The organism is Rhizobium sp. BK289, from assembly GCF_014193575.1.
GTDB classification, from domain to species: domain Bacteria; phylum Pseudomonadota; class Alphaproteobacteria; order Rhizobiales; family Rhizobiaceae; genus Rhizobium; species Rhizobium tropici_C.
The window spans coordinates 1-26616 of record NZ_JACHZO010000010.1; the positions used below are offsets into that span (position 1 = coordinate 1).

Genomic DNA, 26616 nt, shown 5'->3' on the forward strand with positions numbered 1-26616 from the left:
CGTCTCGCCATTCATGTTGAACCAGGCCGCGTACGGATCCTCACGCGTGGCGGCCACGATTGGACCGATCGCTTTCCGACGATCGCTAACGAGGCTGCGGACTTCGGTACAACGATGATTCTCGATGGAGAGGCTGTCGTCCTGGATGAGCAGGGGAAGTCGAGCTTCGGCGCTCTCCAGCGTGCCCTTGGGGGAAGGGGAGGGCACCGCCGGGCGGACGAGGCAATCTTCTATGCTTTCGATCTCCTTTATTTCGATGGTCACGATTTGACAAAGCTGGATCTTGCCGAACGTCGACAAATCCTGGATGGCCTTCTCGTCGATCACGCAGGTGTCATAAGGCTATCAGACGAGGTTGAGGCCGATGGCGATGAGCTGCTAGCCGCCGCATGCGCGCACGGCCTCGAGGGTATCATCGCGAAGAACCGCGAGCAGCCCTATCGCTCTGGTCGTACCGGTGATTGGATCAAGGTGAAATGCGTCCAGAGCGACAGCTTTTTCATCGTCGGCTATGAACCCTCCGCTGTTGCACATGGTGGCATCCGCAATTTGTTTCTCGCTGCTTATCGAGGCCACGACCTCATCTACGTTGGCAACGTCGGAACGGGCTTCAATGAGCGCGATGCATCCAGGCTTCGCAGGGATTTGGATAAGCTCAAGACCTCGCGGGCACCGATTGCCTTGAAACAGCGCGGCGTCGTTTGGGTTCAGCCAACGCTCATCGCCGAAATCGAATATCGTGCCTGGACGGATGACGGCAAACTGCGCCATGCTTCCTATAAGGGACTCAGAGAACGGCAGGACAATGCCGACGTTTACCGTCTACCGCAATAAAACTCAGAACCATCCTCGGAGCGCGACCCGTATCGAGGCGATCGCGTTATAGAACATCGTGTGGTTGATCGCGGGTCGGTGAACACGTCGATCTCCCTGGCCGGCGCGAAATCAGTCCTCATACTCTGAGAGGGCAAAAGCTCCCTGTTGAACGTGCAACCCGAAACGACGCCGGGAGTGGCCCAGAAACAACATTTCAACCGGTTGGCAATGAATCCAGGATCGGACCAGGTTTAAAGATCTCCGGTCCAAAACAGAGGCGGCCGTCAAAAGGCCGGATGTCCCGTAGATCGACACCGTCGAGCGCAAACGAAACGTGGGGCGTGTAGTCTCGATAAAACCACGTCATCCCCGCCCGACGAAACTCAGCATGACGGCGTGAAAGCTTGACGGAACCAAAGGCCAGCACGACGATACCTCCAAAGTTCAGGACAGCTGTTCGTTGGCTCGCGCGGATTGTCAAATCGTTCGCGGCGGGCACCAGCTGCCGCCAAAGGTTCGTATCGTGTAATTTTCCGACGGTAACATGCAAAGCGGTCGCCGGTACGATCTCCCGGAAGCCTTCGGTGATCGCCCATTCAATTAAGTCGTTTCGATTAAGAAGTTCCCTGATGACGAACATACGCTTCCTTCGCAGGAGCTTCAGAATGGGGCTCTTGCCTGCTTTTGGGTGAGAAGAGATCGGCCCGTGGCTTCCACGCCAATCGCTCAGTCATTTGGCTGGAGATTCTGGAAAGTCGCCTGACTGCGGCAATGCCTATACCGGAGGAGAGCCAACGCCTACCCGCAATATTTTCCGCACTTTTCGTGAGAGCTCATCGAGCGTCGCCAAGACGCGGGTCACCTGTGACAGCGTGGAAGCGCGCTCTGGAGCATATCTGCTAACGTGATACTCATTGCTTGAATAGAGTGCCGCCAGATGCGCCATCGTACGCTTACGCAGCACGAGGCCAGCTTCGGACGCTATCCTGGATCGTTGGGAGAGGTCGTGCCGAAGACTGCGGATGGTCGCTGCTTCCACGCCCTTTGCAAGCAGGAATGCATTCAAATAGAGCTCTATCGCATGGAGTGACAGAAGACGTAGTGGAAGGTGGCTGGGCTTGGACGAACCCTTGCCGAGCTTATTTGCCGCATCCTGGTACTGCGTCGCCAAATTTAGAATATCTCGCACACTCGCCGGACTGCCACCATACCCGGGTCCATTGCATGATTTCGGGCGGCTTCTCTCCTGAAGCCGGATGAGATCCTTCAGCATTGTCCGCAGCTCGGGCCAAGGTGCACCTTCGAGCTTCAGGTCGGCGTCGTGCATGACAATCAGGCAATGGAGCTTGGCGGTGACTTCGATCAGCGAGGAGGGCCGTGTGATCCACATGACACGTCCAGATATCCCAGCCCGTTCCGCGAGTTCTTGTTCCCGAGCGAACGCGGCGCTGAATCCCAAACGCCGATCCGCTTCTTTCCATCGTTTCCGACGCCGACGAAGCTCGGCTCGTGCCTGAGACAGGTGTTCGGGATCTATCTGATGGGTCATCCGATTGAGGTCGGCAAAAGAGCGAACCTCGACGACACTATCCTTTCCGACATTCGGAAGCATAACGACCGGAAGATCGCCGGCCTCTTCGTGCAATTCTTTTTCTAACTTTTCTCTAAGCCGCGTGGCCCTCATGCGTTGCAGATGGCATGCATACCACCGAGGCCACATCTCTCTCACAGGCGTTGGACCGCTCTCCCTTTGCTGCCGTGTTTCTGCGATCAGTGCGCTCAGCAGGCGCGCCGCCACGGGAAGCAGATTTCGGCGGTCGATAATGTGCGGCAGGTGTTCGCATCTACCGTGCTCACGTTTTTCTTTTCCACGCGAAATTGCGGGCAAAGTTCTGCTATTCTCAGAATCAGCCATGATCCGAGCTCCCTGAAGCTTGAATTGTGGTCAGGCTGGGTGACGTGGCGCAAACACGACATCCAGCCGACTATGCGCCGAAGAGTAAACGACGTCATTTATGACGTCAATAAGTGGCGTCGTTTATACGGCCACTATGGAGACGAAAGCATTCTATGGGACGACCGCCGCTCAATGTAAAAGATATAAAGATCCGTCTTTCTCCCGAGACTAGGAGCCGGATTGAGGCACTGGTCGGCAATTATCAGATTGCGGCTTTCATCAGGGAAGCAATCGAGCGGGAGCTAGCGCGGCGGGAGGCCCAGCGCCAGAGAGAAAGCCACAATGAGGCCCACCTATCGGGCGACGATCGTTCATCTTAGGAGTCGGACATTGCCATCCGAGAGGCGGTTGAAACTAATTGTCCCGAGGATGCCGCGACATCATTTTCGGAAATCCGCTCTTATTACGGAAAACTCGATATGATTCATGGACGCTGCTGCCCCTCACGCTAGCCGCCAGGGCTGAGCCCCCTCCCTTCTTTTGAATTTTCTCACCGTTTAGGTCCTCAGTTAGGTTAGAAGTAGTCATTCAAACAGGCCTGCAAACCATGACGATTAGTCAGCCTTGAACAAGCACACCTATCAGTCCGTCCTTGGCTCCAGATCGGCAATCTTGGAGCGCAAGTTATTGTACCGCTTATAAAAATTTGCACAAATATATGCTGCTTGAACGAGAGGGTCGCCGGTTCGTAACCCATCAAGAGCATGGAGTACGGTCCGCTGCCGACTTCAGATGGCTTTACACTTCAGAGCTTTGCCGCCAACACAGCGCGCACGCTGGGGCTCGCAGAAGACCTGGGGGCGCTGGCCATGGATTCCCCGAAAACCCGCATTGCAATTTTCTTATAGTCCTAATGTTGGCACCGGGAGTGTTCTCTCGACAGAGACTAATGCATAATCCTCCATGAATGCGGCAACAAGCGGCGCATGATGCTTCGTATCCCGGCTGACGATTTCCATTTCGGTGGAATAGGATAGGCTGTCGCCAACCAGTCTGCGCATTTCGCCACTAGACACCCAGCGCTCGGCGACGTGATCCGGCAGAAAAGCCAGAAATTTTCCCGATAGAACCAGAAGTGCGCGCGCCTCCTGGGTCGGCGCGATCGCTCGTACTGAAACGTTTGACAAGGATGACACCGGGATCACATGCGCACTTCTCAGGGCGAAATCGAATCCTACGACGTCATCCGGTTGCCATTCAGCTTTTTCCGCAGTGAACAGTGGATGCCCGAGCCCGCAATAGAGTGATGCCGTTTCCCGATAAATCTTATGTTTGATAAGCCCCGAGCCGGCCGAAGGAAAATGACCAATGCCGATATCGATCATCCCGTTGACCAGGCCCTCCGCGATGAATTCCTGAGAGCCGATCTCGAGTTGGATTGTCCCATGGTTGTTGGGTCGGGCAAGAAAACGCGAAATTGCCTCGGGCAGTATATAGGACGGGTGCGTGTAGTCGCCGCCATGGCAGGCCAGGCATAGGTTGCCCGCAATCACGCCTTTCACGCCGGCAAGTTCCTCCTCGAACGAGGCCAGACTGTCCAGCACAGCGGCGGCGGATGCATAGATGCGCTTGCCGGCATCGGTCAACGAAAACCCGCTGCGGCCGCGGTTGCAAAGCTTGACCCCGAACCTCTCCTCGAAGCTCGTGAGCGTGCTCGAAATATGGGAAAGGCTCATGCCGAGCTTCGTCTGGGCGGCAGACAGGCCACCGCTATCGGCGATCGCCTTGAAGATGCGGATCGACTGCAAATCAGCGATCTGAATTTGAGGCGTACTCGACTTCATTCCAACTTCTCCACGCGCGCGGGCCGATCCTAGCGCATTTGGACATGCGTCTGCGAGCAATATCGCTGAGGCAGGAATAGCGACCGAATGCGTCTGAACGGACGACGGCTAAAACTTCATCACAAGGAAAGTTTGCTTCTTAATTTGGCAATTATCGCGAAGCCCGGTCTGGCATAGCGTGTGGTCACAGATTTGCAATGCGGGAGCCAAACGTGAGCTTTGAAAAGACAGCGAAGAGTTACATACCGCCGGAGGGCGCGGCGCTTCTTCGCGAGGACGAGGACGTCCTGAACATGTCGCTCGAGAACTATTTTCCGGGCGGCACGCTGGGGCCGAGCGACAGCGCCATCCGCGGCATGAATGGCGCCATCATTTCGCGATCCTCCGGGGCCTATATCCATTCGGCCCAAGGCGCGCGGTATCTGGACTTCGTCATGGGCGGCAGCGCGCTCATTTTGGGCCACGGCAACTCCGACGTGGTTGAGGCTGTCACCAAGCAGGTGCCGCGTGGCACGCATTACTACCAGATCATGCACGCGCCGGCGGTGCGCTTTGCCGCACTCATGAAAGAGACCGTCGCGTGCGCCGAAAAGATCATTTTCACCAGCACGGGAAGTGATGCGGTGAACCAGGCAGTGCGGGTTGCACGCGCCGCCACCGGCCGGGACGAGATTCTGCGCTTCGAGGGTGCCTATCACGGCACGAGCGAGGTTGCCTTGACGGCGATGCAGTCGTCGGGCCGCAACCGCCCGGAGCATGCCGATACCGCTGGTGTTCCCGACGCCAGCGCGCGCCTGGTCCGCGCCCTGGCCTATGGCGATTCGAAAGGCGTGGCCGAGCTGCTCGCGCGCGAGGCCTCCTCGATTGCGGGTGTCCTCGTCGACCCAATCCAGAGATGGTGCAAGCCGGACGGTGCCTTCCTGAAAGAGCTGCGTCGCCTGTGTACGCAATATGGCGTGCTGCTCATCTTCGACGAAGTCGTCAGCGGCTTTCGCCTCGGCATTGGCGGCGCGCAAAGCTATTACGATGCCGTCCCGGATCTGGCGGCCTATGGCAAAATCATTGGCGGTGGTCTGCCGATCGGCATCGTCGCCGGGCGCGCCGAGATCATGGAGGTCACCAATCCGCTCGTCAGGCAGGGCAAGGACCTCGTGACCACCACCGGCACATTCAACGGTAACGCGTTGGCCTGCGTCGCGGGTTTCGCGACGATCATGCGCATGATGCGACCGGGAGCCTATGAGCAGCTGGCGGAACTGGGCGAGCACACCCGGCGCGGCCTGGAAGCCGTCATCACGCAGTACGGCATTCCCGCTTCCGTCGGGGGGATCGAATCCTTTTGGCAGGTTCATTTCAGCGCGTCGGAGCCCCGCAATTTCGACGAAGTGCTCAAATCCGATCGCAACAGGGCGCGTCGACTGGATGGCGAATTGATGCGGCGTGGAATATTCGTGCTGCCGAATGGGCGCCGTTCGCTTTCGCTCGCTCATACGGAAGCCGACATTGACCATTTCATCTCAGTTTTTGAAAGTATTTGCAGGGAGGAAAAATGCTGAAGAGCCAAGCAGCCGATGATTTGCTGACGACGAAGGATGCCGTTGGCCTGGCCGAACTGGTCCGTAGCCGAGAAATTACCTCCCGCGAAATCGTGGAGGCCATGATCGACCGGACGGAACGCCTGGACGGTCCGCTCAATTCCGTCGTCATGCGCTTCTTCGGCGACGCGATCGAGGCTGCCGGCAAACCTCTGGGCAGCGGTCCGCTCGCCGGCGTGCCGATCTATGTCAAGGACGCCCAGACGGCATGGGCCAATCGGAAGATGACGCAGGGCTCCTATGTCCTTGAGGACAATGTCGCCAAGGTCGATTCTGAACTCGTCACCCGTTTGATTGCAGCTGGCATGATGATTGCTGGACGCACCAACTCCGCCGAATTCGGCGCGATGTTCGAAACCGCACCGCCCCTTTATGGTGCGACCCGCAACCCCTGGAACATTGCTCACAGCGCTGGCGGTTCGAGCGGTGGTGCGGCCGCGGCGGTTGCCGCCCGTCTCCTGCCGATCGGCCATGCTGGGGACGGTGCCGGCTCCATCCGCGTTCCCGCCGGATTTTGCGGCGTCTTCGGTCTGAAGCCGACGCGCGGCCGCATCCCGATGGGCCCCGACGTGCTGGAATCGCCGGGCGGCACGACCACGTCGGGTTTTATCACCGTGTCAGTCCGCGACAATGCCGCCCTGCTCGACGCGGTCTCGGACAACTGGCTTGGCGCGCCCTCGCTCGCGCCGCCGCTTGACAAGCCGCTGCTGGACAAGATCGATCGGCCACCTGGCAAGCTGCGCATCGCGCTGATACGCAAGCCTCTCGCCGATATCGCCGTGGATCCCGAGCTGCTTCAGGCGGTGGACGACGTCGCCGGGCTTTGCGGAGCACTTGGTCACGAAGTCGTCGAGGACGAGCTGCCCATCGACAACCCCACGGTTCTCGAAGCGGTCTGGCTGCATTGGGCCGTCAGCATCGGTACGGCCATCCATCGGATCGACAAGCGAAAGGGCAAACCGGGCAATATCATGCGCGCCGGGCGCTTTGTGCAGCTGCTCTGGGAAAAGTCGCGTGCGGTTCCCGCGTCGGACTATCTCGCCAATCTCAACTACCTGCAGCAGACCTGCGCGGCGGTCAGCGTCTGGATGCACCAGAAGCAATATGACATGTGGCTATCGCCGCTTGCGGCCGGATTGCCGCCGCAGCTCGGCTGGCTGGATGCCGAAACCACCGATCCGGAAACGGTCTATATCCGGCAGCGCGATTTCTTCAGCTACACGCCGCTGATCAATCATCTAGGAACGCCTTCCATGTCCGTTCCGCTCAACTGGTCCTCGGCCGGGCTGCCGATCGGCGCACATTTTTCCGGTCGCTTTGGCGATGAGGAGACGCTTCTGCGCCTGGCGCGCCAGCTGGAGATCGCACGGCCATGGGCCGGTAGGTTGCCGCCGGGCGCCACCGCGTGAGCGGAGGGCTGGACAAGAATATGCACGAGAGAATGACTCTAAAAAAGGGGAACGATCCATGTTACATCTCAAGAAATTCTCGCTGGCGGTTCTCGCTGGCGCTGCCTTTGCCTCTGCAACATGGGCAGCGGATCCGCAGGCGGGCGGCAGGCTCAACCTGCTTGTCCAGCCGGAACCGTCGAGCCTGATGCTCGGCATCGCCACCAACGCGAGCACCAATCTGGTCTCCGGCGCGATCTACGAAAGCCTGCTGCGCTACGACGAAAAGCTCAATCCGCAACCTTCGTTGGCCAAGTCCTGGGAAATTTCTTCCGACGGCCTCACCTATACGTTTCACCTTCAGGACAATGTGAAGTGGCATGACGGGCAGGCCATGACCTCAGCCGACGTGAAATTCACCGTGGAGGAATTCCTCACCAAGACGCAACCGCGCCACCGTACGATCATGGCCTACGTCAAGTCGGTGGAAACGCCGGACGCTGCCACCGTAGTCTTCCAGCTGAAAGTACCGTTCGAGTCCTTCATCCGCGTCTTCGGCTACAAGACGATGCCGATCGTTCCGATGCACATTTACAAGGGGACCGAATTCGCCACCAATCCGGCCAATACCACGCCCATTGGAACAGGGCCATTCAAGCTTGCGGAATGGCGCAAGGGCAGCTTCATCAAGCTGACCAAAAACTCCGACTACTACCTCAAGGGCAAGCCCTATCTCGACGAGGTGATCTACCAGATCGTGCCGGACGGTGCCGCCCGCTCTGCAGCCTTCGAGACCGGTGCAATTGACGTCCTGCCGGGTGGGACAATGGAAACCTTCGACATCCCGCAACTGGCTGCGATGGAAGGGGCCTGTGTGACCGAGAAGGGCTGGGAATATTCCGCGCCCGTTTCCTGGCTGTGGCTGAACAACCGCAATGCGCCGCTCGACAATCCGAAGTTCCGTCAGGCGATCATGTATGCGCTCGACCGTGAGCTTGCCAAGGATGTCGTTTGGAGCGGCTACGGCAAGATCGCTAATGGGCCGATCGCCTCCACCACACCTTTCTATAGCCAGCAGCAGCCCGTCTACACCCACGATCTCGCTAAGGCGAAGGCGCTTCTGAAGGAGATCGGCTACGATGGCAAGCCGCTCAAGCTCCTGCCCTTGCCCTATGGCGAGACCTGGCAGCGCTGGGCCGAATTGGTCAAGCAGAACCTCGCCGAGGCCGGCATTCCGCTCGACATCCAATCCACCGACGTCGCTGGCTGGAACCAGCGGACCGCGCAATGGGACTATGATCTGGCTTTCACCTTCGTCGCTCAGAACGGCGATCCCGCCACCGGTGTTGCCCGCAACTATATTTCGAGCCAGATCGAAAAGGGTAATCCGTTCAACAATGTCGAGGGCTATTCCAACCCGGAAGTCGACAAGCTCTTCGCGGACGCTGCCGTCGCCTATCCTGCGGCTGCGCGCCAGGTTCTCTACGACAAGGTTCAGGCGATCCTGCAGAAAGACGTGCCGGTCGCATGGCTGATGGAACTCGGCTTTCCGACTGTCTACAAATGCAAGATCCAGGATCTCGTGACGACGGCCAACGGCGTGGGTGAAGACCTTCGCGACGCGTGGATCAAGAAATAACCGAGGTGGGGCAAAGAGACAGTCTTCTCATGATCAAGTTCATTTGCCTGCGCATCGTCAAGGCACTCGTCATCCTTCTCTGCATCGCGATCCTGAACTTTCTCCTGATCCATTCTGCGCCGGGCGATCCGGCGCAGATCATGGCGGGAGAGGCCGGCGAAACGGATGCACAATTTCTGGCCGATCTGAGGGCGCGCTTTGGCCTTGACCAGCCGCTTCCGATCCAGCTCTGGAAATATATTGCCGCAGTCGTGCAGCTGGATTTCGGGTTCTCCTATCGACAGAACCTGCCAGTTATCAGCCTCATCGCCGACCGTTTGCCTGCAACGTTGCTTCTGTCTCTCTCGGCATTCGTGATCTCGCTCTGCCTCGGCGTGACGGCGGGTTCGCTTGCGGCTTCCCGGCAGGGGCGGTGGACGGACAGCATCATCTCCACCTTCGCCCTGCTGTTTTACGCAACGCCGCTCTTCTGGCTGGCATTGATGGCGGTTATGTTGTTTTCCGTGCATCTCAACTGGCTGCCGGGCTTCGGTTACGAGACGCCGGGGTCCAGCCTGACCGGAATCGGACGCCTCGTCGATATCGGCAGCCATCTGATCCTGCCAGCGATGACGCTCGGCTTCTTCTTCATGGCGGTCTACATGCGGATGACCAGAGCCTCCATGCTGGAAGTCAGCCGTCTCGATTTCGTCAAAACGGCACGCGCGAAAGGCCTGAAGTCGAGCGTCATTCAGCGCCGCCATATCCTGCGTAACGCCCTGCTTCCGGTCGTCACCCTGGCTGGCCTGCAAGCCGGCCAGCTGGTGAGTGGTGCGGTTCTCATCGAAACCGTGTTCGCTTGGCCAGGTATCGGCCGCCTGATGTTCGAAGCGCTGCAGCAGCGCGATTATAATCTGCTGCTCGGCATCTTCATCGTGTCAGCGGCCGTCGTCCTTCTCTTCAACATGGTCACCGACCTGCTCTACCGCCTGGTCGACCCCCGTATCAGGTTGCAGCAATGAAACAGTTCTGGAACGCCTTCAAAAGAAACAGGGGCGCCGTCATCGGCCTGGCCGTCCTGATAGCCATGGTGCTCTTCTCGATCATCGCGCCGTTCCTCTTTCCCAAGTCGCCCTGGGCGATCGTCCAGCGGCCGTTCATCCCACCTCTAACCCGGGACGGATTCCCGCTTGGGACCGATACCCTCGGCAGGGATCTGACCGCGGGGCTTGCGCATGGTGCCTACGTATCCATGCTCATAGGCTTCGTTTCGACCACGGCTGCCCTTTGTATCGGGATACCGGTCGGCGCGCTCGCCGGCTATTTCGGCGGACGCATCGACGACGCGCTGATGCGCGTCACCGAGTTCTTCCAGGTAATCCCGGCCTTCGCGTTTGCGGTGGTTCTGGTGGCGATCTTTCAGCCGTCGCTGGTGTCCATCGTCGGTGCCATCGCGGTCGTGAGCTGGCCGCCGATCGCCCGGCTGTTGCGAGCCGAAGTGCTGTCGCTGAAGTCCCGTGAATTCGTCGAGGCAGCGACGCTCTCCGGGCAATCCCACATGACCATCATCTGCCGTCAGATCCTGCCGAATGCAATCTCGCCCGTCATCGTGCTTGCGACCATGATGATCGCGACCGCGATCCTCACAGAAAGCTCACTTTCCTTCATGGGGCTCGGTGACCCGAACATCATGAGCTGGGGCTATATCATCGGTGCTGGCCGGACGGTCATCCGACAGGCCTGGTGGATCAGCGTTTTTCCCGGCATCGCAATCCTTCTGACGGTGCTCGCCTTCAACCTTGTCGGCGAAGGTCTCAATGACGCGCTGAACCCGCGGATCGCGAAGGAGAGGTAGTCATGATCAGAATTGCTCAAGAAACCGCGTCAGCGCCCACACATCGACCGGCTCCGGTCGTCCGTATCCAAAAGCTCAGCATTGCACTGCCGACCGGCGCCGATAGGCCTTATGCGGTCGATCGGGTCGATTTGGAGCTCGTGCCGGGTAAGATCCTTTGCGTGGTCGGCGAAAGCGGCTCGGGAAAATCAATGTCGGCCAACGCAATGATGGGTCTGCTGCCGCAGGGTCTTGAAGCCAGCGGCCAGATTCTCTTCGAAGACAAGGATCTCCTGCAGTTGTCGGAAAACGAACTGCGAGCGTTGCGCGGACGCCGGATCGCCATGATCTTTCAGGAACCGATGTCGGCGCTCAATCCGCTGATGACGGTCGGGGACCAGATTGCGGAAGTCTTCGAGGCCCACGGATCCCTTACTAGGGCGGAACGAAAAGTGCGGGCGCGAGAACTTCTCGCAGAGGTCGGCCTTCCCGATCCGGCCCGCGCGGCGCTCTCCTATCCTTTTCAACTGTCCGGCGGTCAGAGGCAACGGGTCGTCATCGCCATGGCGCTTGCGCTTGAACCACAGGTCCTGATCGCCGACGAGCCAACGACCGCGCTCGACGTCACGACCCAGGCCCAGATTCTCAAGCTGGTCAGGGATCTGCAGGTACGCAGAAACATGGCGGTAATGTTCATCACCCATGATTTCGGCGTCGTCGACGAGATCGCCGACGAGGTCGCCGTGATGCAATTCGGGCGCATCGTCGAATCCGGCTCTGCAAGCGCCGTCCTTCGGGATCCACAGCACGAATATACGCGTAAGCTGATCGCCGCCATTCCGCGACACAGCCGGGGTCGCGCGCAACTGTCCGACACAAATACCATCCTCGAAGCCGAATCCCTACGGCTGACCTACAAGAGTGCCAAAGGCTCGGCAGCCAAGGAGGTCAAGGCTGTCGATGATGTCACCTTCTCTGTCTCGCGCGGCGAGACGCTCGGCATCGTCGGCGAAAGCGGCTCGGGAAAGTCGTCTCTGGGACGGTGCCTCGTCAGGTTGCAGACCCCGCAATCGGGCAGGATTCTCTTCAACGGCGCCGATTTTGGTTCGGCCAGGGGTGCGGACCTCCTGAAGCAGCGTCGCCGTGTCCAGATGATTTTTCAGGATCCGTATGGTTCGCTCAACCCGCGCATCAAGGTCGGCCGGACCATCGCGGACGGTCCGATCGCCTATGGCGAAGACAAGAAATCAGCGATGAACCGGGCAAGGGCGCTGCTGGAACGTGTAGGCCTTGGTGCCGCAGCAGCCGACAGGTTTCCGCACGAGTTTTCGGGTGGCCAACGTCAGCGCATCGGCATAGCCCGGGCCCTGGCACTCGAACCCGAAATTATCGTGGCGGACGAGGCCGTGAGTGCACTCGACGTCTCCATTCAGGCACAGGTTCTCGAACTTCTGGCGTCGCTGAAACGTGACTTCGGCCTGACGCTGATCTTCATCACGCACGATCTGCGCGTCGCGGCCCAGATCTGCGACCGCGTGATGGTGATGCAGAAGGGCCGCGTGGTCGAAATCGGCCCGGGCGAGGAAATTTTCAGCAACCCCCGGGAGGCCTACACCCGCAGCCTGATCGAGGCCATTCCCGGCCGCAGGGAGGACGCGGCATGATTAACCCATTCATCGGCCTTCCGGCTTTGCCGGAGCGGCTCGTTATCGTCAATCAGATCAGCGAGAGGGTCGGCGAGCGGCTCCGCCAGCACCCGCTCGGTCCAATAGTAATCGACGAACTGAACCCATCGCGGCCCTGGGAATTCTCCCGCGAGGCGACGTTACTCGTGACGCGCGCTTTTGAGGGCTGGTCGAGAGCGCCCTCCCATCCCGATAAGCCGATCGATACCCTGAGATGGGTGCAGACAATGTCGGCAGGCATCGACTTCTATCCGCGCTGGCTTCTCGAAGACAGGCTGGTCACGACCGGCCGCGGCCTGACGGCCAAGGCCATCGCAGACTATGTGATGGCCGCGATCCTCAACATCGAAAAGCCGATCCATAGACTCGGCGCATCGTCGCAGAAGGACTGGTTCCAGACCACGCTCGGCAGGCTGGAAGGAAAGCGTCTCGGCATCTTTGGATACGGCGCGATCGGGCAGGAGATCGCCAGACGCGCGTGCGCCTTCGACATGGATATCTTCATATGCCGGCGCTCTGCCCAAGGGGACCAAACGAGCGGGCTGCGCTTCTGCACGTCGATTGCCGAACTGGCGGAATGGTCGGATCATCTTGTACTCGCCGCTCCGGCGACGGCGGAAACCTCCGGCATAGTCTCGTCCGAAATTCTCGCCCGGGCCCGGCCTGGCCTTCACCTGATCAATATCTCGCGTGGCGACCTGATCGATCAGGATGCCTTGGTAAAGGCGCTAAAGGATGGACCCGTGGCCTTCGCGACCTTGGATGTCACGATGCCCGAGCCGTTGCCTGAGGGCAACGCGCTCTACGGCCTCGCCAACGTGCTGCTGACACCCCACATCGCCTGGTCTGGGGCCGATGCGGAAGGCGGTGTCGCGGAGCGAATCTGCCGCAGCCTTGATGCCATCGCTCGCGGAGAAACGCCTGAAGCACAAGTGGATCTGACCCGCGGATACTGAGCCGGCGGCGGCGGTAGACATCCTCGTCTGCGAGGGACGGGACATTCCGCACCGTCTCTCGTCATTGCACACCAAGATATTTTCATGACGTCCATTTCCAACGCCCTCAGCCTTGGTTCGGCTATCCTGTTTCTGATGGCTTGCTGGGTTCCATATCCGGTCTGTCTGCTGCATGTCGCAGCTACCCTTCTCATCCTCTCCGGGATCATCGCCTGGCGGAGCATCCCCGCGATCGGCAAGGCGTTCGCAGCGATTGCCGCCGTCGCCACGGTCTACATGCTTTCGCCGTTAGGGCCGGCCACGACCGTGCTCGATAAGGCCTTGACGCAAGGGGTGGGCTTCGCCACGCTTTTGTCCATGCTTGGCGTCTTTCGCGGGATCATTCTAGGGATAGCCGCGCTGCGGCAGACAACAGACTATCTCCTCACCTATCCGCCCGTGCACCAGTATCGCGCGGTCAAGCTCGGCAGCCATTTTCTCAGTCTTCTTTTCAACGTCGGCATCATTGGAGTAATCGCTGATGCTACCCGGCATATCGAAGATGGCGCTCCTCATCATCAACGGCGCGTCCTGATGCTCGCGACCATGCGCGGCGCGGCGTTGTCCACGATATGGTCGCCCGTCGGCCTCGGGTTTGCCATCGCGATGGCGAGTGCACAGGCCGCCGATCCCCTGGAGTTGACAGCAGCGATGTTTCTTTCCGCCGTCTGTATCCTGATCGCGACCTCGCTTGGCCGCGGGACCGGCGGCGCGGACATTCCGGCGTCTAAACCGGAAGGCGGAGCGATTCTCGCAACCGCGATGCTCGGCATCGTTTGTGCGGCGCTCCTCGGCTTTGCTCTCGTGCTGCACTGGTGGTGGGGCGTCTCCTTCACCGTCGCAACGTCCGTGGGCGTTTCGATGATCATTCTCGGCCATCTCTCCGCGTCGTTGGCAACGGGAGAATCTAGTTTTGCGGACGCCGCCGCGACACTGGAAGCGATCGGCACAATGCGCGCCGAGGGAGTGCTTTATCTTTCCGCAAGCGTAATCAGCGTCTTTCTTCTGACGTTCGTGTCCGACATGGGCGCCTGTCTGATCGCTTACGTGAACACGCTTCCATATCCCGTCGTGCTGATCGGCAGCCTCTTGGCCATCATCGCAGGTTCCATATCGTTCCTACCCCATTCGATCGTCATCATGTTCATCGGTCAGCTTCTCGGTTCCAGCGCGCTTGGCCAGCAGCATGCACTGCTGCTGGCGATGACCTTGATGTTCGGCTGGGGCATCGGGATTGCTGTTTCCCCGATCAGCGCGATGGCCACTCTAACGGCCTCGGCGCTCGGGACGACCCCGCGAATGGTAGCGTTGGGATGGAACAAACACTTCGCACTGAGGGCCTGCCTGATCGCGGTCCTTATCCTTCTGGCCACCGCTTGGCTGGGAGGGCAATAAGCGGCGCCGATGGTGCGATTCTGTCAAGAGCAGCGATTTCGCATCAGCCGGAAGCTGGCGCGGTCGCTTGAAGAAGATCAACCGAGAGCGCTTTGGCTGCTAGAAAAGTTGATTCCAAAAATCATTTTTTTTGGTTTAACCAGCGGCGGCCGCCGAGACACTCGCCGACAGTAGCAGACTGTTGGTTTCCGCGCAGAACTGAGCCGGCTCAGTTCCGCACGGAAACCAACACCCGCAACCAAACAATACATCAATCCAAGCCATAAGCACCTCCTTCACCTTGCGACTGCGTACGTGCGCGCGGATTGATCAGTCCGAGGTTCCGTGCTGGCACTGGTAGATAAATGTCATCGGCGGTCGTTCGGGATTGCAGACCAACGCAGGAGACGTCGTGTCAGAGCGTTGCAGAGGTGGCAACATTACCACATATGTGCTAATGTGGGTCTATAACTTCGGGAGTACGCCGGATGAGCCGCTTGACGATCGACATAACGGAAAAACAGCATCAAAGTCTCAAAGCGCTGGCCGCGCTCCAGGGCAAGACAATCAAGCAGTACGCACTTGAGCGGCTGTTTCCCGGCGACGTCGAGGGAGAACGGGCCTGGGAAGAATTAAAGACGTTGATGAACACGCGCATCAGTGACGGGCTGGCCGGAAAACTGTCGACCAAAACCGTAGGTGAGATCCTCGACGAGGAGTTTGCCGAGGGTCGCGCTTGACGGCTTACATCCTGACCGCAGAGGCAGAATCCGACCTTCGGTCGGTAATCCGTTACACACGGGCACAATGGAGTGCCGCCCAAGTACGTCACTACGTCTCGGCTTTGGAGCGAGGAATGGAGAGCATTGCCGCCGGCAAAGCTCCCTTCAAAGATCTGAGCGCGCTCTATCCGGCGCTGCGGATGGCGCGATGCCAGCATCACTACATCTTTTGTCTGCCTCGAGACCAGGCGCCCGCTCTCATCGTAGCGATTCTTCACGAACGAATGGATCTCATGAGTCGTTTGGCTGATCGTCTAAACGAATGATGTCTTAAAGAAGGGCAGATTTCCTGCGCGAGTCCTAGTTAAGCCCTTGTATTCGCGCGGTCAAAAAATTGTCTCAGTTCACATTCCAACAAGAGCATATGAGGCCACCTGCAACTGTCGGTCTACCGCTAGCCTTCGCAAAGATAAAAGTTCTCTCCGAGAAAAGCCGATTATATCAGGCCGGGGCGGTGCTGCCGCTAATACAACATGGTAACAACGCGGGCTGTCGCGATCGGCTTATTTCTGCGAGCGGCGCCATGCGCCTGGTGTTAGGCCTGCTCGAAGCTTAAATGCTCGGTTTAGATGCATCGCGTCGGCAAATCCGGTTGCCTCGGCAACAGCATCCAGCGTAATTTGGCTCTCGATAAGCAGTTCCTTCGCAAGTTTGATTCTTTGTTCCAGCTGCCATTGATAGGGAGCATGAGGATTTGTGGGGCGGGATGGAACGGAGTATGTCGTCGTCATTGGATTTTGGCGGAGCCAGCGGGCGTGAAGAGGGCAAAACGGAAGGCAGCAAAGAGGCGCGGGAAAACGCCAGCCTCGGAAGATGAGGTCTTTATCCTCCAATTCCGCATCTGGCTAAAGGACGTGAACCCGATGGTGTGGCGTAGGGTTCAGGTGGCCTCGACGTTGACGTTGCGCGAATTTCATGGTGTCCTTCAGGTCGCGATGGGCTGGGAAGGCATCCACCTTTATCTATTCATCATTTATACGGCGCGGTACGGCTCGTGGGAGACGGGAGCCCGGTCCCCGGCCAAGACGCTTGGCGAATTGAAGCTGCGCAAAGGCAGCCGGTTCCTTTATGAGTACGACCTCAACATTCTATGGGAGCACGAGATCCGGCTGGAGGAGCGCCAGCCAGTCAAACCGGGTGCTCACTATCCGGCATGCATGGGAGGCGGCGGCGACTGTCCGAAGGAAGACTGCGGCGGACCCGAGGCTTGGATGTGGCGGCAGGACAACGCCTTCGGCTATGAGACGATGGACGACCTGGAGATCACGACGGAGTTTTTGCAGGAGGTCGCCGAAACGGAATCCCTTGCTGCGCTGGACGATCCCGGCCGCTCGGAGGAACTGCGCGCCGCACTGGATAGACTGAAGGAGCGCGCAAGCTGGCTGGGAGAGCGCTTCGAACACCGGAAGACGAATGAACGCCTGCAACAGGGCGAACATCTGATCCTGATGCACCAGCAGATGTAACCGACCTGTTGTTGCGATCCGTCGAAAGAAGATCGGCCGCTAGGAGAGCTGCATCATCATCGCGATTGTGCAGGATGTCCGAAGGCAGAGGGCGAGCGGCCGGATCGGTGACCTGATCGAATTTCCGGCGCAGGGTCGCCACTGTCGTTTCGAAGATAGTCGATACCTTCCCAAATGAGAATGTTGGCGACGGCATTGGCGGCACGCCGGATCGAAGTCATAGCGGTTTAACAGATGATTTTCGGATTGCTAACCCGTATTCGATATCACTGTTTCCGACACGGCCGAAGAGCGGAAACGGCTGTTTTGCAAGCATCCGGTTTTCCACTCCGGCCATTCTGGAAAACTCGATGCGGGAAGACGACATGCGGGCGCGGTTGGTATTGCAGATGATGGATGGTGACGGCGAGACGATCGCGACCGAGACCGTTGCTGACTTGGTGAAGGTGACGAAAGGTGCCGAGGATCTCGGACTGTCATTGTCGGAGGCAAAGACCCTGCTAGCCAAATTGCAGCAGGCGATGGTGGAGACGCAGGTGGAATTGTGGCTCAGGGAAAACCGCGATCTGGATGGTTGCCGTCTGCGCAGCAAGGGAAGTTATCCCGTCACCTTCCATACGCTGTTCGGCGACATCCGGCTGAAGAGCCCGCGCTATTGCCTTCCACGGACCGACGACGGAAGCGGTCCTGCAACGATCTCACCTCTACGGAAACTGATCCCTGACCACATTGCGCCCGAGCGTCTCTATCTGGAGACCCGGTGGGCCTCGCTCGTGCCCTATGCCGCCGCGGCCGAACCACTGGCCGACGTGCTGCCGATTGATTGCGGCGCCAACGCCACCACAGTCCGGCAGCATGCGCTGCGCACCGCGTGCCGGATCGAGCGGGAACTGACGGAAGAGCGGGTGTCCTTCATGCAGGATGCCTGCCCGCGCGACTGGATGAACCTGCCCATTCCGGATGGCCGCATCGTCATCGGCCTGGATGGCGGATACATCCGCGACCGCAACGACCGGAAGAAGAACTTCGAGCTGATTGTCGGCCGTTCGCTGCCCGAACACGGCGATCCGCGATACATCGGTTTCGTCCACGGCCACGACCGTAAGCCGCAGCGGCGCATCCTCGATCATCTCAAAAAGCAGGGCGTGCAGGCCAATCAGGATATCACCTTCATCACCGACGGTGGCGAAGAAGTGCGCTCACTCACCGAGATGATCGCACCGGCGAGCGAGCATGTCCTCGACTGGTTCCATATCACCATGCGCATCACCGTGCTTCGCCAGTTCGCGCAGGGGCTCGAAAACCACAACGAGCAGGCTGGACAGGCTATGCTTCACGGCCTACGCAGGATCAAATGGCATCTCTGGCATGGCAACGGCTATCGTGCCCGTGACGAAATTGCCGATCTGCAAATCAACACGGAAGGTCTCGAGACCGACTATCCGAACATGCGCAAGTTCCTGAGCGGCATGGACGAGTTCCAGGCCTACATCACCTCCAACAGCGCGAGCCTGATCAATTACGGCGAGCGCTATCGCTCTGGAGAGCGTATCTCCTCGGCCTTCGTTGAGGCGACCGTCAACGCCGTCATCTCCAAGCGCTTTGCCAAGAAGCAACAGATGCAATGGAGCAGGACCGGTGCGCATCTTCTGCTGCAAACCCGAACGCAGACCCTCGACGGCTCCCTGCGCTCGACCTTCCGGCAGTGGTATCCAGGCCTGGCCAACGACAATCAAGAGACGGACGAAACAGCCCGCGCCGCATGATCGCCCCACAAATCCTCATGCTCCCCAAACAAGCGCGCAGCCCTGCCTGTGATCGCAAGCTGCGTTGTATTCGGCGGCCAAGGCCGAGTTGATGCCTCGCGTCGAACCTCGTTCGCATAAAGGCCTCTACAACCGCTCAGAGAATTCACATCTATCGCGTCGGCGTTTCTCGAAAGGCGCGCCAGCGCGCGGCGATTGTTCAGTTCCGCGATATGACTTAGGTTCTTTTTTTGGCATTCAAATTGGCAACGTCATGGCCCGCCTTTGCGCGATTATACCTTAGGCATCAATAGACCTTCGCGTTCACGCTATCGGTCGCCGCCACCGCCGTACCGAAATCCCGCAGAAGCTTGCGCGTCGCATTGCTGAACAGCGTGACGTCATTGCCAATGCCAACGAAGGTGGCGCCGAGGTCTGCATAACGGCGGGCCAGCGGCAGATCGCCCGTAAGCACGCCCGCAGCCTTGCCGAGCGCGACGATGCGCCGGATCGCGCCTTCGACCGCCGCCTGAACCTCCGGATGGCCAGGATTGCCGAGATGCCCCATGTCTGCGGCGAGGTCCGCGGGGCCGATGAAAACTCCATCGACGCCCTCGGTCGTCGCGATCGCATCCAGTGCGGCAATTCCTGCGCGGCTTTCGATCTGCAGCAGAAGGCAGACCTCGTCATTGGCTGTCTTCAGATAATCAGGGATGCTGTTGTAACCCGATGCGCGGGCGAGAGCCGCGCCGACGCCGCGCATGCCCCGCGGCGGGTAGAGCATGGCGCGGACCAGATTTTGCGCCTGTTCGCCGGATTCGACCATCGGGATCAGCAGCGTCTGCGCACCGATGTCCAACAATTGCTTGATGATCCAGGCCTCGCCGATCGGCGGACGGATAATGGGATGGCTTGCGGAGCCGTTGAGCGTCCGCAACTGATCGACCAGAAGCGGAAGATCGTTCGGCGCGTGCTCCGCGTCGAGCAGCAGCCAATCGTAGCCGGCGCTGCCACTGATCTCGACAGTGACCGGACTTGTCAGCGCCTGCCAGAGACCGAGCTGCAGCCGGCCCTCCTTCAGCGCTTTCTTGAACATATTGATCGGTGCTGGCATGGCTTTTCTCGATTCCGTGAATTGCTATTCGAAATAGAGGCCGACGGAGCCATAGCGGCCGAAATCGGCGAAGATCGTGTCCCCATGTCGGGCTTCCACCGGGCGGATGAACGAACCGGCGAGCACGATCTGCCCGGCCTCTATGCCTTCCTCGCCATATTGGGCGAGACGGTTCGCAAGCCAGGCAATGCCGCGGACCGGCTGGTTGAGCACACCGGCGCCGAGACCCGTCTCCTCGACTTCCGAATTGCGCGTCACGATGGCGCCCATCCAGCGCATGTCGATATCGTCCGGCTTCACGGCGCGGCCGCCTGTGACGATGCCGGCATTGGCGGCATTGTCGGAGATCGTGTCGACCACCGTGCGCGCCTTCTTTGTCTCAGGGTCGACGCGGACGATGCGCGTGTCGAGGATTTCGAGCGCCGGCGTCACGTAATCCGTGGCATTGAGCACGTCGAAGACGGTCACATTCGGCCCTTTCAGCGGTTTCTTCATCACGAAAGCGATTTCGGCCTCGATACGGGGCTGAATGAAGCGATCCTTCGGCACGGTGGCGCCGTCCTCGAAGATCATGTCGTCGAAGAGCACGCCGGAGTCCGGAATGTTGATGTTGAGCGCATATTGCATGGCCTTGGAGGTGAGGCCGATCTTCCAGCCGATCACCTTGCGCCCGTCCGCGATCTTCTTCTTCACCCAGGCCGATTGGACGGCATAGGCATCATCCATGTCCATTTGCGGATGCTGAAGCGTCAGGAGGCCGATCTGCTGACGCGTGCGTTCGGCCTGATCGAGTGACGCAGCCGCCGCTTCGATTTCCGTCTTTGTCAGCATCAGAGAACCTCATCAGCAATGGTGTTGCGCAGGATACCGATACCATCGGCTTCCACCTCGACTACATCGCCCGGCTTCAGCCAGATCTGCGGGTCGAAACGGGCGCCGGCGCCCGTCGGCGTTCCGCAGACGATGACATCGCCCGGAACGAGCGTCGTGAAGGTCGAGATGTAATTGATGATCTTGCGGAAGGAGAAGATCATGCGGCTGGTGCGGTCCTGCTGACGGACCTCGCCATTGACCCGGGTTTCCAGCTTGATGTCGGCGATCTGGCTTTCGTCCGTATAGGGAACGATCCAGGGCCCGATAGAGCCTGTGCGGTCGAAGTTCTTGCCCTGCGTCACGTTGAACTTGGCGTGCCTGACCCAGTCGCGAATGGTGCCTTCATTGCAAAGCGTCAGCGCGGCAATGTGGTCGAGCGCCTGGCCTTCCGGAATGCGGCGTCCACCCTTGCCGATCACGATGGTGACCTCGCCTTCGTAGTCGAGCTGCGGGCTTTCCGGCGGACGGATCAGGGGCTGATTGTGGCCCGTAAACGAGCGCGGGAAGCGGATGAAGAGCGACGGGTTTGGCGGCGCGGCCTGTCCGTCCTTGTATTCCTCGTTGCGATCCGGAAAGTTCACGCCGACGCAGATGAGCTTTTCAGGCTTGGGGATCGGGATCTCGAATGTGATTTCCGAGGCCGCGAAGTCCGCCTTGTGGCCGCGATAGGTGTCGGCCAGCTCAAGGAGTGCGCCATCGGCGACCACCTCGAGCAATGTCGGCCACTTGCTGTGGCGGCTGGAAATATCGATCACGCCATCATAGGCCAGAAGGCCGTATCCATGCCGGCCGTTGATGGAGAAGCTGATAAATCTGGAATGCGTCATATGATGCTCCTCCAATCTCAGGCGATGCCGCCGAGGCAGACATATTTGATTTCCATGAATTCCTCGATGCCGTATTTCGAGCCCTCGCGGCCGAGGCCGGAAAGCTTTACGCCGCCAAACGGCGCTTCTGCCGTCGAGATCAGCCCGGTGTTGACGCCGACCATGCCATATTCAAGCGCCTCGGCGACCCGGAAGACGCGTGCGAGGTCCTTGGCGTAGAAATAGGAGGCAAGGCCGAATTCCGTATCGTTGGCCTGTCGGATGACGTCCGCCTCGTCCTTGAAGCGGAAGAGGGGGGCGATCGGCCCAAAGGTTTCCTCGCGGGCGACCGCCATGTCGCTGGTGACATCGGTGATGACGGTTGCTTCGTAGAACGTGCCGCCCAGCGCATGGCGCTTGCCGCCTTGCGCGACCTTGCCACCCTTCGAGACGGCATCGCTGACGTGCTCCTCGACCTTGGCAAGCGCTGCCTCATCGATCAGCGGCCCGAGAATGACGCCTTCGTCAAACCCGTTTCCGGTCTTCAGCTTGCCCACGGCCGCCGCCAACTTGGCCGCAAACGCGTCGTAGACCCCGTCCTGAACGTAGAGCCGATTTGCGCAGACGCAGGTCTGGCCGTTGTTGCGGAATTTCGCAATCAGCGCACCTTCGACAGCAGTATCGAGATCGGCGTCATCGAATACGATGAACGGCGCATTACCGCCGAGCTCAAGGCCCAGTTTCTTGATGGTGGGCGCACATTGCTTGTAGAGTTCGGCCCCGATTTCAGTCGAACCTGTAAATGTCAGCTTACGCACGGTCGGGCGGGAGGTCATCGCGCCGCCGATCTCACGGGCCGAGCCGGTGAGAACGGAAAACAGCCCGGCGGGAAGACCTGCCCGTTCACCCAGGATCGCCAGCGCGATTGCGGAGAAGGGGGTTTGTGACGCCGGCTTCAACACCATGGAGCACCCGGCGGCGAGCGCCGGCCCGGCCTTGCGGGTGATCATGGCATTGGGAAAGTTCCAAGGCGTGATGGCTGCGACGACACCGATCGGCTGCTTCATCACCAGGATGCGCTTGTCCACTTGATGGCCCGGAACGATGTCGCCGTAAACCCGGCGCGCTTCTTCGGCAAACCATTCTATGAAGCTCGCGCCATAGGCGATTTCACCCTTGGATTCGGCAAGCGGCTTGCCCTGTTCGAGTGTCAGGATAGCGCCCAGATCGTCCTGATTCGCCATCATCAATTCAAACCACTTTCGAATGATCTGGGACCGTTCCTTGGCTGTCCGGTGGGCCCAGGCCTTTTGTGCGGTTTCGGCCGCCGCGATCGCCTCAAGCGTTTCCGACGCGCCGAGGTTTGGGACCCGACCGATCAGATCGCCGGTGGCCGGGTTCGTGACCTTGATCGCCTCTTCCGGATCGGCTTCGATCCAGCGCCCGCCGACGAGAGCGGCTTCGCGGAACAGGGACGGGTCTTTGAGCTTCAGGGTCATGTCGTGGTCCTTCGATGTGAAAAGCGGGCAAAAGCCGGGCGGCGGCATAGCGCCCCGTCCGGCTTTCTTGGTCCACCACTCTTGATCAGGGTGCGATGATCGGCTGGGCTTTCAGATCAGACGCGCGCGGCGTCACGTTTTCAAACAGGCTGCCATGCTCGAACCAGCTCTTCGGTGCCGGTGCGCCCCAGAGCGTCTGGCGCTGCGGATCCTTCAGATCCCATTTGATCGGCTCCAGATCCGGATCGACCGTCTGGTAGTCCGAGCAATAGATCTCGATGCGATGGCCATCCGGATCGAGGATATAGAGGAAGAAGGCATTGGAGATGCCATGGCGGCCCGGGCCGCGTTCGATATTGGAAACCCATCCCGTTGTCGACATCAAGTCCAGAAGGTCGATGATGTTGAGTGGGGTCGGCACCCAGAAGGCGGTGTGGTGCAGACGCGGACCGACGCCGTTGGTGAACGCGATGTCGTGCACGCCGCCCTTGCGGTGGGTCCAGGCGGCCCAGAGCCGGCCGGTTTCCTCGTCGGCCGTGTATTCGGTGACGCGGAAGCCGATCTCGTTATAGAAGGCGACCGATTCATCGACATGCGGCGAGAAGATGTTGAAATGGTCGATGCGCAGCGGCTTGACGCCGCGATAGAGCGCGTATTGCTGATGGATCGGCGGCAGGCGGTCCATCTTGGAATAGAATTCCAGCGGTGTGCCATGCGGGTCGCGGGTTCGGAAGGTGCGGCTCTGATAGGGGCGTTCCACCCATTCGACGCCAAGGCCTTTCTTGTCGAAGAAGGCGGCCGCCTTGTCCAGGTCTTCGTCAGAGAATACCTTGAAGCCGAGGTCGCGGGCCTCTGACTTCTCCGACTTACGCAGCACGATGCAGTGATGGCCGCGTTCCTCCATGGCGCGCAGATAGATCGCGTCGGAGGTTTCGTCCGTGACCTGCAGGCCGAGCGTATCGACGTAGAAGGCGCGCGATTTGGCGAGATCCTTCACGCCGAACTCGGCGTGGCTCAGGCGCACGATGTTGAAGGGCGGATAGAGATTTGGGGTCGGCAGAGCCATTGGTTCCTCTCCTTGAGCGCATCCGGCAAAACCGTGTCAGCGGTCTTGCGTCCGGACTGCATAAAAAACAGATAGACAGAGCATTTCAGTTGGTCCGGTTCTCACCGGACACCCTCCAGCATTTTTCTTGTCACGGACGGCCGTTCAGCCGCCAAGCTTCTGGATCTTGTGGGGTGTGGTGGCGAAGGCGATGTTCTTCGTTTCCATGTAAAAATCGAATGACCAGTCACCGCCGTCGCGGCCGATGCCGGAATTCTTGACGCCGCCGAACGGTGCCGGCAGGTGACGGACATTTTCCGAGTTCACCCAGATCATCCCGGCCTCCAGATCGTCGGTGAAGCGGAAGGCGCGGGTCACGTCCGACGTCCAGAGGTAGCCGGTCAGTCCGTATTGAACGTCGTTGGCCAGCTCCAGCGCCTCGGCCTCGTCCTTGAACGGGATCGCGGTGAGGACAGGTCCGAAAATCTCTTCCTGCGCGATGCGCATCCGGTTGTTGGCAGCGGTGAAGAGCGTCGGCGAAACGTAGCAGCCGCCACCCGGACCTTCGAACTTGCCGCCGCCAGCGGCAACCGTCGCGCCTTCGGACTTGCCGATGGAAATGTACTCCAGGACCTTCTTCTCATGCACCGGATGAACGAGCGGGCCGATCACCGTCTCGGGATTGAGCGGATGACCGACCTTGATGCGCTTGGCCTTCTCCGCCACCATCGTGGTGAACTTGTCATAGACGCTTTCTTCCACCAGCAGGCGGGAAGACGAGGTGCAGCGCTCGCCGTTCAGCGAGTAGATCATGAAGACGGCGGCATCTGCGGCGCGCTCGAGATCGGCGTCGGCAAACACGATCACCGGATTCTTGCCGCCGAGTTCGAAATGCACGCGCTTGAGCGTGTCGGCACCCTGCTTCATGATCATCGAGCCGGTGCGGCTTTCACCGACAAAGCCGATGGCCTTGATGAGCGGATGTTCCGTCAGCGCCTTGCCGGCGTCTTCGCCGAAACCGTTGACGAGGTTCCAGACGCCCTTGGGCAGGCCTGCCTCTTCGGCGATTTCGACCAGCAGGCGGGCGGTGAGCGGCGAGAATTCGGCCGGCTTGTGGACGATCGTGCAGCCTGCGGCGAGCGCCGGCGCAATCTTCCAGGTCGACAGCATGAAGGGCGTGTTCCACGGCGTGATGACGCCGACCGGGCCGATCGGCACGCGGGTCGTCATGTTGACCTGGCCGGGCGCGCGCAGCGTCTTGCCGTCGCGGGCCTCGGGCGCGCGGTCGGCGAAGAAGCGGAAGTTTTCAGCACCGCGCAGTGCGGCCTTCGCCATGAATTTCAGCGACTGTCCCGTGTCCATGCATTCGACAAAGGCGATCTCCTCGGCGCGCGCGACGATCGCATCGGCAACCTTGCGGAGGATCTTGCGGCGCTCGTCACCCGAAAGCGCTCCCCATGCCGGGAAAGCCGCCTTGGCGGCCTTTGCCGCGCTGTCGACGTCCTCGGCCTTGCCGCGCGCCACCGTTGCCAGCGGCTTGAGATCGACCGGCGAAATGGTTTCGAATGTCGAACCGTCGGCCGCGGGTACGTCCTCGCCGTTGATACGGTTGAGGACGCCGTTTTCAAAGTGCTTGAGATAGGCCTTGGCCTTGGCAATATTCTCGTCAAGCGTTGACATGGTCAGTCTCCTTGAGCGCCTTTTCGTGACGGAATGGCGCTGCTTGTTTCCAGAAGTGTTATTTGTTGTTGCGCAGTCGCGCGTGGATGGAATTCTTCTTCCAGCTCAGGTCCGGATCGATCTCGCGGATTTCCAGCGAGAGCATGAAATGCGGCGTGTCGAAGAGGGTTTTCAGATGCTCGGAAACCGCCGTGAAGATCACCTCGCCGGTGCGCTTCTTGTCTTCGTTGCCGCGGCCTGCGCCAATGCGGAAGGACATGTCGATAAAGGCGTTTTCCGGAAGCTTGTCGGCAATGGCGTAGGTGTCCGTCTGAAAGGCGCGGACCCTCAGACCGCCCAGCGGATAAGGCCCGAGCGACAGCACCGCCGAGTGGATCACATCCACCAAGGCCTGCATGTCGATTCTCTCAGCGAGGTTCGCTGAATATTCGATGTTGAAGTGTGGCAACGCGTCCTCCCGACTGTTATTTAACATGTTAATTTAAATTTTCGGGCGGTCAAGGTGACGCCGGAATTTAATTGCACGGTGATTGCAAAAACGTCGGGTGTGTTTAATAGAC

24 protein-coding genes and 1 pseudogene are annotated in these 26616 nt (G+C 59.6%); 14 read left to right on the forward strand and 11 right to left on the reverse strand.

Features of this window, described 5'->3' with window-relative positions; all coding sequences use genetic code 11:
* Positions 1-834 (forward strand): non-homologous end-joining DNA ligase (gene ligD / locus FHT84_RS19770; protein WP_183763635.1); only part of this gene is annotated, 834 nt, incomplete at its 5' end.
* Positions 835-1030: 196 nt separating this feature from the next.
* Here the strand turns inward: ligD and FHT84_RS19775 are convergent.
* The 3 genes from FHT84_RS19775 to FHT84_RS19785 all read right to left on the reverse strand — a co-directional run bounded on the left by FHT84_RS19775 (position 1031) and on the right by FHT84_RS19785 (position 4557).
* Entirely contained in the window at positions 1031-1456 is a 426-nt protein-coding gene (locus FHT84_RS19775; RefSeq protein ID WP_183763637.1) for a phage prohead protein, read from the reverse strand.
* A gap of 135 nt (positions 1457-1591) precedes the next feature.
* The gene (locus tag FHT84_RS31465) at positions 1592-2731 is read right to left on the reverse strand and encodes a hypothetical protein (RefSeq protein ID WP_246698691.1); all 1140 of its coding nucleotides are present in this window, start codon (positions 2729-2731) and stop codon (positions 1592-1594) included.
* Positions 2732-3615: 884 nt separating this feature from the next.
* The gene (locus tag FHT84_RS19785; protein ID WP_183763639.1) at positions 3616-4557 is read right to left on the reverse strand and encodes a LysR family transcriptional regulator; all 942 of its coding nucleotides are present in this window, start codon (positions 4555-4557) and stop codon (positions 3616-3618) included.
* A 212-nt stretch (positions 4558-4769) separates the two neighbouring features.
* Here FHT84_RS19785 and FHT84_RS19790 point away from each other — a divergent pair, with 212 nt between their 5' ends.
* The 10 genes from FHT84_RS19790 to FHT84_RS19835 all read left to right on the forward strand — a co-directional run bounded on the left by FHT84_RS19790 (position 4770) and on the right by FHT84_RS19835 (position 16094).
* Positions 4770-6113 carry an aminotransferase class III-fold pyridoxal phosphate-dependent enzyme gene (locus FHT84_RS19790; RefSeq protein ID WP_183763641.1) on the forward strand — a complete coding sequence of 448 codons (1344 nt, stop codon included), beginning with the start codon at positions 4770-4772 and terminating at the stop codon, positions 6111-6113.
* Positions 6107-7561, forward strand: coding sequence for an amidase family protein (locus tag FHT84_RS19795; RefSeq protein ID WP_183763643.1), 1455 nt, complete (start codon positions 6107-6109; stop codon positions 7559-7561). Before FHT84_RS19790 ends, FHT84_RS19795 begins: the two co-directional genes overlap by 7 nt.
* 58 nt (positions 7562-7619) lie before the next feature.
* A complete protein-coding gene (locus FHT84_RS19800; protein ID WP_183763645.1) occupies positions 7620-9179 on the forward strand; it encodes an ABC transporter substrate-binding protein in 1560 nt (519 codons plus the stop codon).
* Positions 9180-9208: 29 nt separating this feature from the next.
* On the forward strand, positions 9209-10180 hold the full coding sequence (locus FHT84_RS19805) for an ABC transporter permease (protein ID WP_183763647.1): 972 nt from the start codon (positions 9209-9211) through the stop codon (positions 10178-10180).
* Positions 10177-11013 (forward strand): ABC transporter permease, encoded by an 837-nt coding sequence (locus FHT84_RS19810; protein WP_183763650.1) that lies wholly within the window; start codon positions 10177-10179, stop codon positions 11011-11013. Before FHT84_RS19805 ends, FHT84_RS19810 begins: the two co-directional genes overlap by 4 nt.
* 2 nt (positions 11014-11015) lie before the next feature.
* Positions 11016-12656, forward strand: coding sequence for an ABC transporter ATP-binding protein (locus tag FHT84_RS19815; RefSeq protein WP_183763653.1), 1641 nt, complete (start codon positions 11016-11018; stop codon positions 12654-12656).
* The gene (locus FHT84_RS19820; RefSeq protein WP_183763657.1) at positions 12653-13633 is read left to right on the forward strand and encodes an NAD(P)-dependent oxidoreductase; all 981 of its coding nucleotides are present in this window, start codon (positions 12653-12655) and stop codon (positions 13631-13633) included. The genes FHT84_RS19815 and FHT84_RS19820 overlap by 4 nt, the downstream gene beginning before the upstream one ends.
* Before the next feature lie 84 nt (positions 13634-13717).
* A complete protein-coding gene (locus tag FHT84_RS19825) occupies positions 13718-15067 on the forward strand; it encodes a hypothetical protein (protein ID WP_183763659.1) in 1350 nt (449 codons plus the stop codon).
* Between the two features lie 467 nt (positions 15068-15534).
* The gene (locus tag FHT84_RS19830; RefSeq protein WP_183763662.1) at positions 15535-15786 is read left to right on the forward strand and encodes an antitoxin; all 252 of its coding nucleotides are present in this window, start codon (positions 15535-15537) and stop codon (positions 15784-15786) included.
* A complete protein-coding gene (locus FHT84_RS19835; protein WP_183763664.1) occupies positions 15783-16094 on the forward strand; it encodes a type II toxin-antitoxin system RelE/ParE family toxin in 312 nt (103 codons plus the stop codon). Before FHT84_RS19830 ends, FHT84_RS19835 begins: the two co-directional genes overlap by 4 nt.
* A gap of 237 nt (positions 16095-16331) precedes the next feature.
* Here FHT84_RS19835 and FHT84_RS19840 read toward each other — a convergent pair whose 3' ends face one another.
* On the reverse strand, positions 16332-16559 hold the full coding sequence (locus FHT84_RS19840; protein WP_246698581.1) for an AraC family transcriptional regulator: 228 nt from the start codon (positions 16557-16559) through the stop codon (positions 16332-16334).
* Between FHT84_RS19840 and FHT84_RS19845 the strand changes: the two genes are divergently transcribed.
* The 3 genes and pseudogenes from FHT84_RS19845 to FHT84_RS31470 all read left to right on the forward strand — a co-directional run.
* Entirely contained in the window at positions 16515-17294 is a 780-nt protein-coding gene (locus tag FHT84_RS19845; RefSeq protein WP_183763668.1) for a plasmid pRiA4b ORF-3 family protein, read from the forward strand. The genes FHT84_RS19840 and FHT84_RS19845 overlap by 45 nt on opposite strands.
* Positions 17295-17659: 365 nt before the next feature.
* Positions 17660-19060, forward strand: coding sequence for an ISKra4 family transposase (locus FHT84_RS19850; protein ID WP_183763926.1), 1401 nt, complete (start codon positions 17660-17662; stop codon positions 19058-19060).
* 67 nt (positions 19061-19127) lie between these two features.
* Positions 19128-19226: pseudogene (locus FHT84_RS31470) on the forward strand (IS6 family transposase); the annotation flags it as partial.
* Between the two features lie 120 nt (positions 19227-19346).
* On the opposite strand, the gene hpaI reads toward FHT84_RS31470, so the two are convergent.
* From hpaI to FHT84_RS19885, 7 genes are all read right to left on the reverse strand, one after another.
* Positions 19347-20153 carry a 4-hydroxy-2-oxoheptanedioate aldolase gene (gene hpaI / locus FHT84_RS19855; RefSeq protein ID WP_183763671.1) on the reverse strand — a complete coding sequence of 269 codons (807 nt, stop codon included), beginning with the start codon at positions 20151-20153 and terminating at the stop codon, positions 19347-19349.
* 24 nt (positions 20154-20177) lie between these two features.
* Complete coding sequence (gene hpaH / locus FHT84_RS19860) at positions 20178-20984, reverse strand: 2-oxo-hept-4-ene-1,7-dioate hydratase (RefSeq protein ID WP_183763676.1); 807 nt, start codon at positions 20982-20984, stop codon at positions 20178-20180.
* Positions 20984-21853: a fumarylacetoacetate hydrolase family protein gene (locus FHT84_RS19865; RefSeq protein WP_183763679.1), complete on the reverse strand. Its 870-nt coding sequence runs from the start codon at positions 21851-21853 to the stop codon at positions 20984-20986. Before FHT84_RS19865 ends, hpaH begins: the two co-directional genes overlap by 1 nt.
* A 17-nt stretch (positions 21854-21870) precedes the next feature.
* Positions 21871-23325 carry an NADP-dependent succinate-semialdehyde dehydrogenase gene (gabD, locus tag FHT84_RS19870; protein ID WP_281411487.1) on the reverse strand — a complete coding sequence of 485 codons (1455 nt, stop codon included), beginning with the start codon at positions 23323-23325 and terminating at the stop codon, positions 21871-21873.
* A gap of 91 nt (positions 23326-23416) precedes the next feature.
* Positions 23417-24397 carry a 3,4-dihydroxyphenylacetate 2,3-dioxygenase gene (hpaD, locus tag FHT84_RS19875; RefSeq protein ID WP_183763684.1) on the reverse strand — a complete coding sequence of 327 codons (981 nt, stop codon included), beginning with the start codon at positions 24395-24397 and terminating at the stop codon, positions 23417-23419.
* A 144-nt stretch (positions 24398-24541) separates the two neighbouring features.
* Positions 24542-26056, reverse strand: coding sequence for a 5-carboxymethyl-2-hydroxymuconate semialdehyde dehydrogenase (hpaE, locus tag FHT84_RS19880; protein ID WP_183763687.1), 1515 nt, complete (start codon positions 26054-26056; stop codon positions 24542-24544).
* A 58-nt stretch (positions 26057-26114) separates the two neighbouring features.
* Positions 26115-26504 carry a 5-carboxymethyl-2-hydroxymuconate Delta-isomerase gene (locus FHT84_RS19885; RefSeq protein ID WP_183763690.1) on the reverse strand — a complete coding sequence of 130 codons (390 nt, stop codon included), beginning with the start codon at positions 26502-26504 and terminating at the stop codon, positions 26115-26117.
* Between the last annotated feature and the right edge of the window lie 112 nt (positions 26505-26616).